This window comes from Collinsella sp. AF23-4AC (genome assembly GCF_003462685.1).
Classification (GTDB): Bacteria; Actinomycetota; Coriobacteriia; order Coriobacteriales; family Coriobacteriaceae; genus Collinsella.
In genome coordinates this window covers 1-16,732 of the sequence record NZ_QRVE01000027.1, presented here as the reverse complement: position 1 = coordinate 16,732, position 16,732 = coordinate 1, and the positions used below count along the sequence as shown (strand labels likewise).

The following is a 16,732-nucleotide window of genomic DNA, read 5'->3' as shown; positions in this document are numbered from 1 at the left end:
TATACGGGTGCATCATCGACGTCTTCAATACAGAAGATATCAGTGCGGAGTGTCCGCGAAGGTTAGCCCTCAGATCCTGCTACGACTACGTCCTCGGATTGTGGGGCTGAATGAAGGACGTGGCTGTGGGGGTGCCTTGTCCCGGTCGCTGTTTCGCGGCGTGGCCGCGAAACCACGCGCCACTTTGGGCATGGAGGGCTAGCTGATTGTGGCCTTCTGCTGCCCCAGTGCTGTTTCGCGCTTTGCGCGAAACATCGCAGCACTTTGGGCATAGTGGGGGAGTTGGTTGTCGCTGCCTTCTATCCCCTTGCTGTTTCGCGCCTTTGGCGCGAAAGGCGCAGTACTTTGGGCGTGGGGGCTGGCTTGCGGACTCAGATGACCTAGAGAGATATGGGTGCAAACGAGAAATCGTTGTTGGGGTCGTCCTTTTCCATAAACTCATCGAGACAGAATGTCATATAGATTGGAACGTAAAGGATCTTGCCCTCTTTGCAAAGGTTTTCGTGGCTCAGCACAACGGCCTCGGGAATTTTGTACTCGCCCACACTCATCAAACGGTCGAGGGCTGCATGTGCTCGAACTTTCTTGCCCGATTTGACTTCGATTGGGACAACATGCCCGCGGGCACCTTCGATTACAAAGTCGACTTCACCGACCTCACGCGTTTGGTAGTACCACGTATCTGCTCCGAGGGCAACGAGTTCCTGTGCGACCACGTTCTCATAGAGGCCGCCGAGGTTGGGGGTTTTCATGTCAAGGTAGACGGCGCGTGCCGTGCTGCCGGGATACCGCGATGCGAGCATACCTGTATCGGACTCGTATAGTTTAAAGGCCGTCGTTTTCTCCGTCCTCTTGAGAGGACTTCGTGCCTCCGTCACCTGGGGGACCATCAATCCAACGCCTGCGTTCACCAGCCATAGGAAATCCTGCTCGTATTTTTGAAGACGAGCTCCCTCGCCTAGAGACGAGACGATAAAGCGATGGGACTCCGCCTCAAGCTGAACGGGAATTTGCTCGAAAATGGAGCGAACGTTAAACGCTCGAGTCGATGCATATTTAGAGATATCGCTTTTGTACTGATCGACTAGCTGAATTTGAAGCTCACGCGTTCTCACGAGCGAATAGCCCGAATCGATATAGTTCTGAACGACCTCCGGCATGCCGCCGCAAACGATATAAGCTCTAAAGTTTTTGAGCATCGCCTCATGAATAAAATTTTCGACGGGACGCCTCTCGACAAGGCAGCTGCGGATGTCTGCAAGCACATTCTCGCTGATGCTGTTTGCCCAACAAAACTCTTCAAAATCCATTGGCCGCATAACAATGTGCTCGACATACCCCACCGGGAAAGAAGAGATCCCCTTAAACTCAGTCCCAAGCATAGACCCCGAGAAGACATAGCTAAAGCGTCCGTCCTCGACCAGCGCCTTCATAAGTGTAACGATCTGCGGATACTCCTGAATCTCATCGACAAAGATAAGCGTATCTCCCTCAATAAGCGGTGCATCCGCAAGAAGGGCCACACGGTTGATGAAGTCAATGGAGTTCTTAGCGCCAACAAGTACGTCTCTTGCCTCGGCATCAAGTAGCAGATTGACCTCATAATACGAAGCGTAGTTGCTCTTTCCAAACGCGCGAATCGCATAGCTCTTGCCAATCTGACGCGCACCGGTAACAAGCAGGGCCTTATGGGAGTTATTCTTCCAGCTCAAAAGCCTATCAGTGACTTTGCGACGTAGCATTAAAACACCTCATTGACAAAAATTGGCAAATAGATTTGCCCCTAATCATACAAAAATTGACAAATAGATTTGACCCAAATCATACAAAAATTGGCAAATAGCAAAGCTCACTTAGGCCTCAAAGCCAGCGAGCCAGCACGGTACTTTGCGAAAAGGCTGGCGGCGCCGTTGTTGAGGGTGGCCAGGTTGACAGTGGCGCCGTTAGCGTTCTCGGCTGCTTGGGCGCGCAGGAGCGAAAGGGCGTCGGTAGCGTTCATGCAGAAGCCGACGGTAAAGTTCCATACTGCGAACTCGCAGTCGCTTGCCGCGGGGTGAAGCGCGATCGGCTATCCCTTATGTTGGATGAAAAGCCCCATGTTTTTGCAGGGGTGCATACTCGTCAAATTAATGTATAGAATCGCGTATAGTGCGAGTAAGATATTGCGCTGTCCGTTTTGTGTTTAGCAAAGATATAGTTTGCATAATCTGGTCTAATCCCTGCTCTATTTAAATAAAGTTGCACGTAAATGGCGTAGATATGCCTGAACTGGGCTTCTTTACGCTGAGCGGGTAAAATCGACCGTTCGCCGCTTAGGTATTTTCAAAATGAATAAAATGAGCGATAAAGAGAATATAAACCTTAATAAACTCGCGTATCGCACGGACGCGGGTTATTAATGGGTTGTAGGCCTTTTACAGAAAGGATTCCAGCAATGTCTAAGCCTCTTGGCAAGCCCGATCGTATTGTCGTCGCCCTCGGCGGCAACGCCCTCGGCAACAACCCCGTCGAGCAGATCGAGGCCGTGAGCAACACCGCCCACGCTCTCCTTGGTCTTATCGAGCAGGGCAACGAGATCATCATCACCCACGGCAACGGCCCGCAGGTCGGCATGATCCAGAACGCCTTCGCCGCTGCCCACGACGCCATCGGCACCCCCGAGATGCCGCTGCCCGAGTGCGGCGCCATGTCCCAGGGCTACATTGGCTATCACCTGCAGCAGGGCATCGGCCGCGAGATGCACAAGCGCTATAAGCGTTGGCACGCCGCCACCGTCGTCACCCAGATCGAGTGCGACCCGGACGATCCCGCGTTCAAGAACCCGACCAAGCCGATCGGTCCCTTCTACACCGAGGAGCAGGCCAAGGAGTTCATGGCCGAGGATCCTTCCAAGGTCTTCGTCGAGGATTCCGGCCGCGGCTGGCGTCGCGTTGTCGCTTCCCCTGATCCCAAGAAGATCGTCGAGGCTGACTCCATCCTCAACCTGCTCGACAACGAGTTCATCGTCATCGCCTGCGGTGGCGGCGGCATCCCCGTCGTCCGCGACTACGAGAACAAGGGCTGCTACAAGGGCGTTCCCGCCGTTATCGACAAGGACCTGGGCGGCGAGCTGCTGGCCGAGGACTGCGACGCCGACGTTCTGTTCCTGCTGACCGCCGTTGAGCATGTCGCCATCAACTTTGGCAAGCCCAACCAGGAGGAGCTCGAGGACATCACCGCCGACGAGGCCGAGCGCCTGGCCGACGAGGGTCAGTTCGGCAAGGGCTCCATGGAGCCCAAGGTCCGCGCCGCCATCAAGTTTGCCCGCTCCCGCAAGGGCCGCACCTGCATCATCGGTGCCCTGGACAAGGCCGCCGAGACCATGGCCGGTCTCTCCGGTACCCGCATCCACGAGTAGTCTCTACTCTGTTGCCTCTCTCGTGGGCGCCAGGCAAAGCGCCCACAAACTAGCCTCTCTTCATGAGCCCCGCAGTCCGCTCCGGCTGCGGGGCTTTTGCTATTCACCTAGTCATTGGGGACATTCTTAAACGACTAGTAGTAGGCCCACATGGCTTCGACTTCGTTGAGGACCTCTACGACGCCCCAGCGACGGGCGCTGCGGCTGGCCGAGTTGGGGTCGTAGACGCCAATCTGGCTGGCATCGTCGATGCCGTAGAGCACGATGTAGTGGCCTACGTTGGTAAACGTACCGGGGCGCACTGCGGCGATAACGGGCGCACCCGAGCGAAGTGCTTGGGTAATCGATTCGCGATCGTTATAGAGCTGTGTTCCGTTGAGTCCCAGCTGCCACGCACCGCCTGTCATAAACGACCACTCGGTGGCACCAGTGGGGGCGTAGTTGCCGGCTTCGGCCAGTGCGCATATATCGACCGGTGTCTTATCGGCGTGGCCAGTCTTAAAGATATAGACCATGGTGAGACAAGTGGGGCCGCAAGCGTTTTCGCGAATAGTGCCGCCGGCATAGGGCAGCTCCGACCATGCGGGGTCAATTTGGTAGATGTGGGGCATGGTGCCGGCCTGCCATTGCGAGCGTGGGGTCGAGAACGCAAAGGAGTAACCGGGCGCGATGGGAGCTTTAAGCAGCTTGTCCTCGGCAGTGGGCTCAAGACCGGCTGATCCGTGGGAGATACAGGATCCCAAAAACACAAAGACGAGGCAGGCGGCAATGGAGCAAAGCGCAAGGCGTAGGCGGCGGGCCGGAAGCACGTGGCTTGTGGTATGCGACGCGGGGCGAGGGGCGGAATTGCCGCGATCGCGTTGAGGTCGCGAAAAGGAACATTTAACGTAGTAGTCGGTCTTACGGCGATCGTAGCGGCGCGGCTGCGATATGTCGGTCTGACGTTGGCGTGTGCTCGTACTCACGCGGTCTGACTGCTGCACGGTACGGTTCTGTTGCCGCGAAGAAGCCCCGGTCTGCACTTGGGGGCGCTGCGGGTTGTCGTTGTCGGAGGTGCTTCTGGGCGTTGGCGTGGTGCGGCCAGCAAGGCGAACGCTTTGTCGCCGTTGATCACCGTCGTTGTATCCGTATGCCATTCGTACCGCCTTGTCTCATGTATAACCTGTCTATCCTACAAAAAAGATGTGCAACAAATGGGTCCGCGCGTCAAAAGCTCGGTAAACGGTACGAAAGGCGCAAAACACACGGCCTCAAAAACATCTCTATATGCGTCCGATGAGCGTACGCCCGTCGGACGGGCGACAACAATGAGCGGCAAACCGTGCCGTTCGTCCCAAAAACGGCGCCGCTCGTTTTGCAGTTCTGCCCTCGGTCGAGCCACAAGCGGCGCTGCTGTGCCAAGGCCGTATTGTAAAGCCACGAAATAAAAGCGCGCGGCAAAACAGACCGCGCAAGGGGTGACGCCAAAGAGGCGTCAATAAGGAAAGGAGGGGAACAATGGCGGACAAGAACGCAGAAGTTGCAGTCGAAGGTAACGGCGGCATGAAGAAAACGCTTTCGCTCTGGAACTTCTTCACCATCGGTTTCGGCGCCATCATCGGAACTGGCTGGGTTCTGCAGGTCGGCGACTGGATGGTCGTGGGCGGCGGTCCCGTTCCCGCTATGATTGCATTCCTCTTGGGCGCAATCTTCCTCGTGCCCGTCGGAGCTGTTTTCGGTGAGCTCACGGCTGCTATCCCCATTTCGGGCGGCATCGTCGAGTATGTCGATCGTAGCTTTGGCCGTACGATGAGCTACATCACCGGCTGGCTCCTGGCCCTGGGCAACGGCATCCTGTGCCCGTGGGAGGCCATCGCCATCTCGACTCTCGTGTCCGAGATGTTCGGCAGCCTGCCAGGCCTTGAGTGGCTGCGCGCCGTCAAGCTCTACACCATCCTGGGTGCCGACGTTTACCTGTTCCCGACGCTGATCGCGCTCGGCTTTGCAACCTACGTCATCTTCCTCAACTTCCGCGGTGCCAGCTCGGCCGCCAAGCTGCAGGCCTTCCTGACCAAGGCCCTGCTCTGCGGCATGCTGCTCGCCATGGGCGTCTCGCTGTTCACCGGTTCGCCGGACAACGCCATGCCCGTGTTCTCCCAGGTCACCGGTGCTGGCGGCGGCAAGCCCGCTACCGAGGGCACCAGCCTGTTCGCCGGTATCGTGTCGGTCCTGGTTCTGACCCCGTTCTTCTACGCCGGCTTCGACACCATTCCTCAGCAGGCTGAGGAAGCAGCCGAGGGCCTCAACTGGAACAAGTTCGGTAAGATCATCTCCCTGGCCCTGCTGGCCGCCGGCGGCTTCTACATGGTCTGCATCTACTCGTTCGGCACCATCCTCGACTGGCATGAGTTTGTTAAGAGCCCGGTTCCCGCGCTTGCCTGCCTCAAGGGCATCAACATGCTTCTGTACCTGGCCATGCTCGTCATCGCTACGCTTGGACCCATGGGCCCGATGAACTCCTTCTACGGCGCCACGAGCCGCATCATGCTTGCCATGGGCCGCAAGGGCCAGCTGCCCGAGAAATTCGCCGAGGTCGACCCCAAGTCCGGCGCTCCCAAGCTCGCCTGCGTCGTCCTGGGCGTCATCACCGTCATCGGTCCGTTCCTGGGCAAGAACATGCTCATTCCTCTGACTAACGTGTCGGCCCTCGCCTTCATCTTCTCCTGCGGCATGGTCGCCCTCGCTTGCCTGCGCATGCGCTTCACCGAGCCCGACCTGCCTCGTCCCTACGAGGTGCCCGGCGGCAAGTTTGGCATCTGCCTCGCTGTCGCTGCCTGCGCCGTCATCATCGGCCTGCTCGTAATCCCGTTCTCTCCCGCCTCCCTCAACATGGTGGAGTGGAGCATCGTGATCGGCTGGCTGGCCATTGGCCTGGCTCTTATGGCCTTTACCAATTCTCGCAAAAAGTAGCGCCTAGCCGGGGCGGATCGGGTGCGCGGGATCCTCTCTTTCGCGCACCGAACCCGGCACCACTTGGGTAGTTTTGTGAGGCCTTAACCCAACACGGCCTCGCCCACTATATGGATCCATAAGGAGGAACCATGTCCACTAAGTATGCAATCGTTGGCGGCAAGCTCATCGACGGTACCGGTGCCGAGCCGGTCGAGAACTCCCTCGTTCTCGTCGACGACAACGGCAAGATCGAGTACGCCGGTGTCATGCAGGACCTTCCCGAGGGCGTTGAGGTCATCGACGCCGCCGGCAAGACCGTCCTTCCCGGCCTGATCGACACCCACCTGCACTTCTCGGGCAACCTGACCGACGATGACACCGACTGGGTCATGCAGCCGCTCCTCGAGAAGCAGGCCGTCGCCGTCAAGCAGGCCTACGACTGCCTCACCCACGGCCTCACCACCGTCTGCGAGATCGGCCGCTTTGGTATCCAGATCCGTGACTGCATCGACAAGGGCGTCTTCAAGGGCCCGCGCGTTCTGGCAACCGGCCTTGGCTTCTGCCGCGTTGCCGGCCACGGCGACTCCCACCACTGCAGCCAGGAGCTCAACAAGGAATCGCACCCCTGGGGCGATCAGGTCGACGGTCCTTGGGATCTGCGTAAGGCCGTCCGTCGTCGCCTGCGCGAGAACCCCGATGCCATCAAGATCTGGGCTACCGGTGGCGGCATCTGGCGCTGGGACTCCGGCCGCGACCAGCACTACTGCTCCGAGGAGATCCAGGCCGTGGTCGAAGAGGCAAAGATGGTCGGCATCCCCGTGTGGAGCCACTGCTACAACAACCACGCCGCTGCCTACGATTCCGTTCGCTTTGGCTGCGAGCAGTTGATTCACGGCTTCGATATCGATGAGCGCACCATGGACCTCATGGCCGAGCAGGGCACCTTCTTCACCCCGACGATCGCCTTCCTGCCCACTTGGTACGCCACCTATCCGCCCGTCTACGTCCCCGAGCTGCACGACAAGTACGAGGGCACCCTGGTCGAGAAGGAGCTGCAGCGCAACTACGACTGCCTGCGCGAGGCCAAGAAGCGCGGCGTCGTCATGACGATCGGCTCCGACTCCTTCTCTTTCGTCACCCCGTACGGCACCTGCTCTATCGAGGAGATGTACGAGTTCGTCGACAAGATCGGCTTCACCCCGGTCGAGACCATCACCTGTGCCACCCTCAACGGTGCCAAGATGTGCCACATCGAGGACGAGACCGGTTCCATCGAGGCCGGCAAGTGCGCCGACCTGCTGGTCGTCAACGGTGACGTCGCCGCCGACATCCACGTGCTCAACACCGACAACATGGACGTCATCATGAAGGACGGCTGGATCGTCGAGGCTGGCACCTTTGGCGAGGCCAACAAATACAGCGCCTAAGATACCGTTTGTCGATGGCTGGATGTAAAACACAGTTTTTGATTGCATAATGCAATGGAGAGGGTCGCTTGCGGCCCTCTTTATTGCTATGAGGTGCGTCAGTAAGAAGGAGATGACGGTGGATCTCAATAGGCTGATTCTGGGCAAGAGCTACAACTCTACCAAGGTCTTTCGTACGGCCCAGCATGTGGTCCAGGCCATCCTGCTCGGTGTTGTCGTTCCGGCGCTTATCCTGTTGCTTATCTGGGATTTAACCGATAATCCCAATCCCGTTCCGGGCGTTGTCGTTATTGCCGGCCTGGTCATGCTGTGCTTCTTTTTCTCGTATGTCTTTGTGGTCCCCGACGACCTCACATCGAGCGCAACCGACCGTACACTCGCCATCGCATCAAAAATATTCGCCTACACGTCGCGTGGCCTTACGCCCGAAGCTGCCCTGGGCGCCTCCAAAATCATTCTGTCCGAAACTATCGCCTCGGCCATCTGCTTCACCGACGGCAAGCAGGTGTTGGCAAGTTGGGGCGAGGATTCGACAAAGTGTCCCGCCGGCACCCCGGTCGTGCTCGAGACCACGCTCAGTGTGATTGAGACGGGCGAGCAGAGCGTGTTTTCGCGTGACACCTCCAATGAGACGGGTGGCTATTTTCCCCGCCTGCGCGCCGGTATTGTCGCACCGCTTACCGTGCGCGGGCATTGCGTGGGTACGCTCGAGCTGTACTATCCCCGCCTGAGCAGCATCGATATGCGCCAGACGGCGTTAGCCTCGGGCTTTGCCGATCTCATTTCCACGCAGCTCGCCAGCTTTGAGCTCGAGCGCCAGGACGAGCTTACGGCCCGCGTGGAGCTGCGCGCCCTACAGTCGCAGGTCGACCCGCATTTTCTGTTCAATACCATCAGCACTATCGTGTCGCTCGTGCGAACCGAGCCCGACAAGGCGCGATCGCTGCTGATCGACTTTTCCAATTACTATCGTCAGACGCTTTCTGACTCCGATACGCTCACCACGCTCGAGCATGAGGTGGAACAGGGCACTCGTTATATCAATCTTATGCAGGCCCGGTATGGCGACGGCCGTCTGCGCGTTTCGGTCGACATCGACTTTGAGGTGCGCGACAGCATGGTGCCGCCGTTTATCTTACAGCCGCTGCTCGAAAACTGTATCAAGCATGCCCAGCGCGAGACCGAGCCGCTTTCTATTCGTGTTGGGGCTTTTGAGACCGATGACGGTCTGGAGATCATCGTCGAAGATGACGGCATCGGTATGAGCGAAGAAGTCTGCGCGCACCTGTTTGAGCAGCATCGCCGAGAGGAGCCCGAGAGCATTACCGCCGACGGCTCCATCAAGCGAGGCTGCGGCCTGGCGCTCTTCAACGTGCTTCAGCGCATCCATTTCTTTTACGGGGAAGATTCTGGCATGCGCGTGAAGTCCCAGGAGGGCGTGGGGACGCAGGTCATCGTCGAGCTGAACGGCGAGCCGCATGAGCCGGCGCCGATGAAGGTGTAGCGCGCGGTTGGATTGAGAGAAAAAAGAGGGGAAGCGCATATGTCCGAGGGATGGAACATCTTGGTGGTTGATGACGAGCCTCCTATTAGGGCTGAGCTACGTTATCTGCTGGAAAAGGATGCACGTGTGGGACAGATTGCCGAGGCGGGCAATGTCACCGAGGCCGTGGAGTCGATTCTGTCGAACAAGCCCGACGTGCTGTTTTTGGATATCACGATGCCCGGCCGCTCGGGAATTGAGCTAGCCGAGACCCTGCAAAACCTAAAGACGCCGCCGGTGGTGGTGTTTGTGACGGCGTTTGCAGAGTTCGCGGCCGACGCGTATAACCTCGATGCTGTCGACTATGTCGTCAAGCCGGTCGAGGATGCCCGCCTGTCAAAGGCGCTCGACAAGATCGAAACCGCCCTGGGTGTTCGCCGCGCTGTCCATACCCCGCGCCAGCCCCTTCGCCTGACGGTGGACCGCGGGGGTAAAAAGGTGTTCATCCCCGTGGCGGATGTCTGCTACTTTGAGGCGCGTGCCGATTTTTGCAACGCCGTCTGCGCCGAGGGAACATATCTGATTAATGAGTCGATCTCTTCGCTCGAACGTCGCTTGGGCTCCGAGGGCTTTATCCGCGTCCATCGCAGCTATCTGGTCAATTTGGAAGACGTGCACAATGTTGAGATTGGCTCCACGGGGTTGATGGAGCTCAGGCTCGACCGCGTGAGCTCGACGGTGCCGGTGTCCCGCCGTCGTGCCGCCGAGGTCAAGTCGCACCTGGGGCTTGCGTAAGAGGCTTGCGTGCCGTCGTTTACCATCGCAGGTTTGGTATGGGCGCGCGGTGGGCATAATGGGTGGCATCGAATGAAATCGAAAGGATCATTATGCCCGCGCTTATCACCCATCATCTGTTTGGCGAGGAAAGCATCGACCGTCTTCCGCAGGGCGTCATCACGTCCGATGAAGAGCGCATTGCCTTTATCTTGGGCAACCAAGGCCCCGACCCGTTTTTCTTTCACATTCTGACACCGCGTGTTTCCGACTGCACGCTGCTGGCTCAGGTCATGCACCGCTCGCGCATGTCGCGCCAGTTCTCGTGCCTGCGCGATGGCGTGTCGCACCTGCAGCCGCGCGATGCCAATCTGGGTCGCGCGTTTGCGCTGGGCCTGCTGTCGCACTATGTGCTCGACCGCAATGCCCATCCCTTTGTCTACGAGCAGCAGTTTGGCATTGTTGAGTCCGACCCCGAGCTCGAGGCTTCGGGCAGTCAAGTTCACGCCGTGCTCGAAAGCGACCTGGACGTGCTGATGCTGCAGCTTAAACGTGACGGGGCCACGGTCGAGGATTATCCGCCGGCGGGCGAGATCGTCACTACCGACCGCATCAATCGCGTTGCCGGCGTGCTGATGAGCTACGTCGCCGGGCGCGTGTACGGTATCGACATCCCGGCGGGGGAGTACGCCGGCGCCGTAGCCGACATGCAGCTGCTCTACCGTACTATCGAGCCGGCTGGTTCGGCCAAGACGCGCGCGATTGCCCTGCTCGAGGGCTTGGTGCACGATTATTCGCTGCTCGACGGCCTTGCGCACCGCGTGACGACCGAGCTGCCCGAGCGTACCGGCAACCTGGGCCACTTGGCATGGAAGAACCCCTTTACTGATGAAGTCTCGACCGAGAGTTTCCCCGAGGTCTTTGACCGCGCGCTGGTCGATTACGAGTGCACGGTCGCCCGCTTTATCGAGACCGGCGATATGGAAGCCGTGACCAACCACGTCAATTACAGCGGTCGCGTGCTCGGCGCCGACGAGGAGTTCGACCGCGAGGAGTAGGGCTCGTGCGTGCCCCCTTTGCCGAATCCTTACCGGCGCCTCTGGACAATTGGGGTACGATGAACTAACTGCATATCGGGCGAATACGAAGGGGCCCTGTCCATGAAATACACCAAGCTCGAGCGTAACTGGGTTATGTACGATGTGGGCAACTCGGCCCTCGTGCTGCTCAATACCTCGGTGGTGCCCATCTACTTTAACGCCATCAATACCGGTGCTTCCTCGGCAGACCTGGTGGTCGCTTGGGGCAACGCGCAGACGATTGCCTCGCTGGTCATTGCCATGCTCATGCCCATTCTGGGCGCGCTTGCCGATTACGCCGGCAACAAGATCAAGTTCTTCTTGGGCTTCTTCCTCACGGGCCTGGTGCTTTGCCTGGCGCAGGCTATCCCAATGTCCGCCATGGCATTTTTGACCGTGTACGTGCTGTGCACCATCGGCCTTAACTCTTCTATGACATTCTACGACGCTATGCTGCCCGACATTACCACCGACGAGCGCATGGACGCCGTGTCCAGCTCGGGTTATGCCTGGGGCTACATCGGTTCCACCGTGCCGTTCATCATCTGCTTGGCGCTTATCATGGGTGGCCCCGCTCTTGGCGTCCCCACCATGCTGGCAACGCGTCTGTCGTTTGTCATCACTGGTGCCTGGTGGCTCATCTTTACCCTGCCGCTCATTCGCACCTATAAGCAAAAGTACGGTCGCGAGCGCGGTCCCCAGGACACCATCGGCCACATCGTGGGCGGTGTGTTCTCCGAGGTCGGACACACCATGCGCGAGATCGCCCACAACAAGACCGTGCTGGTCTACATGATCGCGTTCTTCTTCTACATCGACGGTGTGCACACGGTCATTTCCATGGCAACCAGCTACGGATCGGCCTTGGGCATCGATTCGACCCAGTTGGTCCTGGCGCTGCTCGTCACGCAGTTCGTGGCCTTTCCGTCCGCCATCATCTACGGCAAGCTCGCCGGCCGCGTGGGCACGCTCAACATGATCTTGGTGGCAGTCGCCGCCTATATGGGCATTGTGCTGTTCGCCGCGTTCTTCCTAAAGACCGCCTTTGAGTTTTGGGTGCTTGCCATTATGGTCGGCCTGTTCCAGGGCGGCGTGCAGGCGCTCAGCCGCAGCTACTTTGGTCGCATTATTCCCAAGGAAAAGTCCAACGAGTACTACGGCTTCTTTGACATCTTTGGCCGCTATGCAAGCGTTATGGGCACCTTCCTGGTGTCGATCGTCACCTCGCTGACCGGCAACCCGTCGCTGGGCGTCCTTTCCATTGGTGTGCTGCTGGTCGTTGGCTTTATGCTGCTGGTCCGCCTGTCCCGCATGACTCGGGCGGCAGAGCATGCCGCATAGGAGCGAGCGGCTATTGTGCCTGTCCACGGTACTCTTTTGGGGTTATCCGCAATAAACATTGCGACTTGCGAGCAATGATTTGCCCAAGTGGGTATGATGGAATCAGCTAGGTCGCGGGGCGTCGCCTGTGTTTGGCGGCGTCCCGTTTTTGTGTTGCAGGGAGGGTAAGGCATGAACGCCACGGTCGTGATTCCAACGTATTGGGCGGGCGATGACGCTTGCGCAAACGCCCCTGGCACCTATGACCATTCGACGCGACTCAACGCCGACAATCCCGAACTCGACCGCTGCCTGGCCTCGCTTGAGCAGGTACGTGACATCCCGCGCATCATCCTTTTGGTGGTCTGTCCCGTTTCTGCCACAGCCGATGTGTCGCTGCGCGTGCGCGAGATTGTCGACGCGCATCCCACGCTCAAGGTCACCGTTGTCACCAACACCCAGGCCTCGCGCATCGCAGACCGGGTTGCTCAGATCGCGCCCAAGGGTTCGGGCGAGTGCGTGAGCCTGCGAGGCTACGGTGCCATCCGCAACATGGGGCTAGCCTGTGCCGCTGTGCTGGGGCATGACGCGGTTATCTTTTTGGATGACGATGAGACTGTCATCGACGCCGACTTTATGAAGCGCGCGACCTATGCGTTGGGGCAGCAGACGCGTCAGGGCTTGCCGATCTTGGTCAAGAGCGGCTATTTCTACGATCGCGACGGCTCGCCGCTGGCTCCCACGGACAAGGCGGGCATCTGCCATCGTTGGTGGACCAAGCGCATCGAGTTCAACCGTTGGATGAAAAAGGCGCTCTCGGGCACCCGCATCTCGCGCTCCAACTACGTGTGCGGCGGCCTGATGGCCCTGCACGCCCGCGCCTTTACGCGTGTGGCCTTTGACCCGTTTATCACCCGCGGCGAGGACTTGGATTACCTCTTTAACATGCGTATGTTTGGCTACGACGTGTGGTTTGATAACGAGTGGACCGTGCGCCATCTGCCTCCGGAGTCCGAAAAGCGCTCACCGCGCTTTATGCAGGATGTATACCGTTGGTACTACGAACGGGCCAAGTTGACGTTCGCCGCGCATCAAAAGGAGCTCATTCCCGTTACGGCGGCATCACTCATGCCCTACCCGGGCCCGTGGATTTCGCGCGAGCTCGACGACCGCGTGCGCAAGACCGCTATGGTCCGCAGCGTGTTTACCCGCGAGCATGAGGGCTACCTGCGCATTTGGCGCCATGGTATCGGCGAGGCAAAGGCCTATGCGCGCCAAAACGCTGCAAGCTACCTGCGTTTCCAGAGCTTTTGGCCCAAGATCATGGACGGGCTTTGGCGTGACGCACAACTGATCAGTATCCTGGAGGGGGCCGAATGATCGACCGCCGCGCCCAGCGCGATAGTTCAATATCAATCTTTCGCATCATTGCCGTTGCCTGCGCCATTTGCGTGCTGGTGTACTTTATTTTTGCCTTGGTGACCGGTATCGAGCCGATCGCCACGGTGATTGCCTGCGCGCTGCTGTGCATCTTTCTGTGCATCTTTATCTTTTTGACGCTCAATCCCGATTCGGTGCGCTCCCAGTACACCGAGGAGACGCTCTCGGTGGCCTCGGCCATGCTCGAGGACATTAAGGGCGGTCTGACGCAGGAGTCGGCGCGTTTGGTGTGCCGGCGCATTTTGCCCGAGACGCGCGCCATGACGGTGGCCATCACCGACGAGGGCAACGTGCTTGCCTGCGCGGGAGAGTTTGAGGAAAAACTACTGCCAGATTCTCCCATCCACACGCTTGCCACACGCTACGTTATCGAACATGGCATCGTGCAGTCGTTCAACCGTATGGTGGATGTCGTGGGCTCGGACGGCTCGCACAACCAAGTTCCCGCCGGCATTATCGCCCCCATCAAGGTAGGCGATCGTACCGTCGGCACGCTCAAGTTCTACTACAAGACCCCGCGCGCCGTCGACCGTACCCAGTACGCGCTTGCCTCGGGCTTTGCCGAGATCTTGTCCACGCAGCTCGCCATCCACGAGCTCGAGGTGCAAAAGGAACTCACGGCGCGCGCCGAGGTGCGTGCGCTGCAGGCGCAGATTAACCCGCACTTCCTGTTCAACACGCTGAACACCATTGCATCGTTTACGCGCACCGATCCGCTGCGGGCCCGCGAACTGCTTCGTGAGTTCTCATCGTTCTATCGTGCCACGCTCGACAACTCGGGATCGCTTATTCCGGTCTCGCGCGAGGTTGCACAGACCAAGCGCTACCTTACCTTTGAGAAGGCCCGCTTTGGCGAGGACCGCGTGCTTGCGACGTTCGATGTGTCCGAGGACGTGGAAGATACGCTGGTGCCGGCGTTCGTGATCCAGCCGATTGTCGAGAATGCCGTACGTCATGGTATGGGCGATGACGACGCCCTGAGGATCGACGTGACCGTTCACCAAGACGGCGAGGATGCAATCTTGATTGCCGTGGCCGATAATGGCGTGGGCATGGATGAGGGTACCGCCGCCAGGCTGTTTGACGAGCGCTCTGCCCGTCCCGACGCCAGCTCTCCCCAGGGTGGCGGCGCCGGTGTGGCCATGCACAATATTTCGGAGCGCATTCACCGCTTTTATGGGCCGCATTCCTATACGCGTGTCGAATCGGCGCCGGGCAAGGGCACTAAAGTGCTCCTTCATCTTGATTTGTCAGAGAGCATCTTTGACATTCAAGAGTAAAATAAAAGGCTACGGGTTCAACGTCATGCGACGGATGCCCGGCGTAGTTAGTTGACGAAAGGTTTTATCCCTATGCTGCGTGCGATGATTGTGGATGATGAGGCGCCGGCTCGCTCGGAGCTTCGCTTCCTGCTCGAGCAAACGGGCAAGATCGGCACGATCACGGAGGCGTCGAGCGTTCGCTCCGCCATCGAGATGCTTATGGAAAGTCGCGTGGATGTCGTGTTTCTCGATATCTCGATGCCCGGTGCCTCGGGCCTGCAACTTGCCGAGGCGCTGCATAAGCTCAAAAATCCGCCGGCGATCGTGTTTGTGACTGCGTATAGCGACCATGCGGTCGAGGCATTCGACGTGGATGCCGTCGATTATCTGATGAAGCCGGTCGAGGAAGCTCGCTTGGATCGCGCGATCGAGAAGGTCATGCAACGCGCCAAGCCGGTTACGGACAGCAAGGTGACCATCGAGCGTATCCCGGTGGAAAAGGGCGGCCGCAAGGTGCTTATTCCCGTGGACGACATTCGCTTTATCATGGCCAAGGACGATTACTCCTGCATCTATACCGTCGACGATCGTTTTTTGTCGACGACCTCGTTGGCGCAGTTTGAGGCTAAGCTCTGCGACTTTGGCTTCTTCCGTGTTCACCGCCGCTATATCGTCAACTTGGCGTGCGTCACGGACGTCGAGACGGTGCCCTCGGGTGCCATCCAGCTGGGCATTACGGGCGTCGACGAACGCGTGCCGGTTTCGCGCCGCCGCGTCGTGCCGCTCAAGAAGGCTCTGAGTCTCTAGCACACTGGCCCCGCAGCCCTGTAGACCCATCGTCTGCGGAGCCGTGGGGCCTTTTTTGTATGTTTCTGCCGAATCGTTTTTTGCGGAAGGGATCCCATGAACAGTGCAAGCGCCAAGCGCATCGACATCATCTCGGACACCCACGGCTATCTTTCGCCTGCGCTCCTGGATGAGCTTGAAGGCGCAGACCTGATTATCCACGCCGGCGACCTTACGTCGGAGATGGACTACGAGCACCTATGCACCATCGCCCCCGTGCGGGCCGTACTGGGCAACAACGATTACTACCGCGACTACGGCCCCGATGTAGACCGTCTTGCACTCTTTACCTACGAAGGCCTCAAATTCGCCGTAGCCCACTACCGCGAAGACCTTCCGGTGGGATCCGTAGACGTAGCCATCAACGGCCACACCCACGTAACCAAAGAAGCCCAAGTGGGCCGTTGCTTAGTCCTCAACCCGGGTAGCGCCAGCTCCCCCAGAGGCACCCGAGGCCCCACCATGGCCAGAATGCTAGTAAAAGACGGCAAGATCATAAGCACCAAGTTTATTGACCTAGACTAACCGCAACAAAAACGGGGGATGCACAATGCATCCCCCGTTTTTCTTTAAGCCAAAGGCCAAAGTCCAACAAGATCCATAAGACCACCCCCGCCGAGGAGCACGCGGGCTAGCCGCGCAGCGGCGCACGCCCGCAAAACTGGTTGAAGAAAGTGACGGCAGGGAGGGCTTCCGGGGCTGAGGGCGGGGGTTAAGTTTGTCGCGAGTTCCGCACGCAAAGGAAAGCACTTAATGTGCTTTCCGTCTTGCGC

The 16,732-nt window shown here is 58.8% G+C and carries 14 protein-coding genes; 11 read left to right on the top strand and 3 right to left on the bottom strand.

Features of this window, described 5'->3' with window-relative positions; genetic code table 11:
- Nucleotides 1–380 precede the first annotated feature (380 nt).
- Nucleotides 381–1,742, bottom strand: a complete 1,362-nt coding sequence (locus tag DWY05_RS09550; RefSeq protein WP_117821527.1) for an ATP-binding protein — start codon at nt 1,740–1,742, stop codon at nt 381–383.
- 107 nt (nt 1,743–1,849) lie between these two features.
- A complete protein-coding gene (locus DWY05_RS09980; protein WP_158549138.1) occupies nt 1,850–1,999 on the bottom strand; it encodes a hypothetical protein in 150 nt (49 codons plus the stop codon).
- 435 nt (nt 2,000–2,434) lie between these two features.
- Here DWY05_RS09980 and arcC point away from each other — a divergent pair, with 435 nt between their 5' ends.
- The gene (gene arcC / locus DWY05_RS09545) at nt 2,435–3,397 is read left to right on the top strand and encodes a carbamate kinase (RefSeq protein ID WP_055310076.1); all 963 of its coding nucleotides are present in this window, start codon (nt 2,435–2,437) and stop codon (nt 3,395–3,397) included.
- Between the two features lie 134 nt (nt 3,398–3,531).
- Here the strand turns inward: arcC and DWY05_RS10150 are convergent, their stop codons facing one another.
- Nucleotides 3,532–4,380 carry a C39 family peptidase gene (locus DWY05_RS10150; RefSeq protein ID WP_233511300.1) on the bottom strand — a complete coding sequence of 283 codons (849 nt, stop codon included), beginning with the start codon at nt 4,378–4,380 and terminating at the stop codon, nt 3,532–3,534.
- Nucleotides 4,381–4,894: 514 nt separating this feature from the next.
- Here DWY05_RS10150 and DWY05_RS09535 point away from each other — a divergent pair.
- The 10 genes from DWY05_RS09535 (at nt 4,895) to DWY05_RS09490 (ending at nt 16,484) form a co-directional block, all read left to right on the top strand.
- Nucleotides 4,895–6,346: an APC family permease gene (locus DWY05_RS09535; protein ID WP_117821526.1), complete on the top strand. Its 1,452-nt coding sequence runs from the start codon at nt 4,895–4,897 to the stop codon at nt 6,344–6,346.
- Nucleotides 6,347–6,477: 131 nt separating this feature from the next.
- The gene (locus tag DWY05_RS09530) at nt 6,478–7,755 is read left to right on the top strand and encodes an amidohydrolase family protein (protein ID WP_117634436.1); all 1,278 of its coding nucleotides are present in this window, start codon (nt 6,478–6,480) and stop codon (nt 7,753–7,755) included.
- A 112-nt stretch (nt 7,756–7,867) separates the two neighbouring features.
- Nucleotides 7,868–9,259: a histidine kinase gene (locus DWY05_RS09525; RefSeq protein ID WP_117757817.1), complete on the top strand. Its 1,392-nt coding sequence runs from the start codon at nt 7,868–7,870 to the stop codon at nt 9,257–9,259.
- A 39-nt stretch (nt 9,260–9,298) separates the two neighbouring features.
- Nucleotides 9,299–10,033, top strand: coding sequence for a LytTR family DNA-binding domain-containing protein (locus DWY05_RS09520; protein ID WP_117757816.1), 735 nt, complete (start codon nt 9,299–9,301; stop codon nt 10,031–10,033).
- Nucleotides 10,034–10,125: 92 nt separating this feature from the next.
- A complete protein-coding gene (locus DWY05_RS09515) occupies nt 10,126–11,070 on the top strand; it encodes a zinc dependent phospholipase C family protein (RefSeq protein WP_089573246.1) in 945 nt (314 codons plus the stop codon).
- Nucleotides 11,071–11,172: 102 nt separating this feature from the next.
- Nucleotides 11,173–12,432 carry an MFS transporter gene (locus DWY05_RS09510; protein ID WP_117821524.1) on the top strand — a complete coding sequence of 420 codons (1,260 nt, stop codon included), beginning with the start codon at nt 11,173–11,175 and terminating at the stop codon, nt 12,430–12,432.
- 171 nt (nt 12,433–12,603) lie between these two features.
- The gene (locus tag DWY05_RS09505; protein ID WP_035136756.1) at nt 12,604–13,791 is read left to right on the top strand and encodes a glycosyltransferase; all 1,188 of its coding nucleotides are present in this window, start codon (nt 12,604–12,606) and stop codon (nt 13,789–13,791) included.
- Nucleotides 13,788–15,131, top strand: a complete 1,344-nt coding sequence (locus DWY05_RS09500) for a histidine kinase (RefSeq protein WP_055310084.1) — start codon at nt 13,788–13,790, stop codon at nt 15,129–15,131. The genes DWY05_RS09505 and DWY05_RS09500 overlap by 4 nt, the downstream gene beginning before the upstream one ends.
- A gap of 72 nt (nt 15,132–15,203) precedes the next feature.
- Nucleotides 15,204–15,920, top strand: coding sequence for a LytTR family DNA-binding domain-containing protein (locus DWY05_RS09495; protein ID WP_006235156.1), 717 nt, complete (start codon nt 15,204–15,206; stop codon nt 15,918–15,920).
- Nucleotides 15,921–16,016: 96 nt separating this feature from the next.
- Nucleotides 16,017–16,484 (top strand): YfcE family phosphodiesterase, encoded by a 468-nt coding sequence (locus DWY05_RS09490; protein WP_117837258.1) that lies wholly within the window; start codon nt 16,017–16,019, stop codon nt 16,482–16,484.
- Nucleotides 16,485–16,732 lie beyond the last annotated feature (248 nt).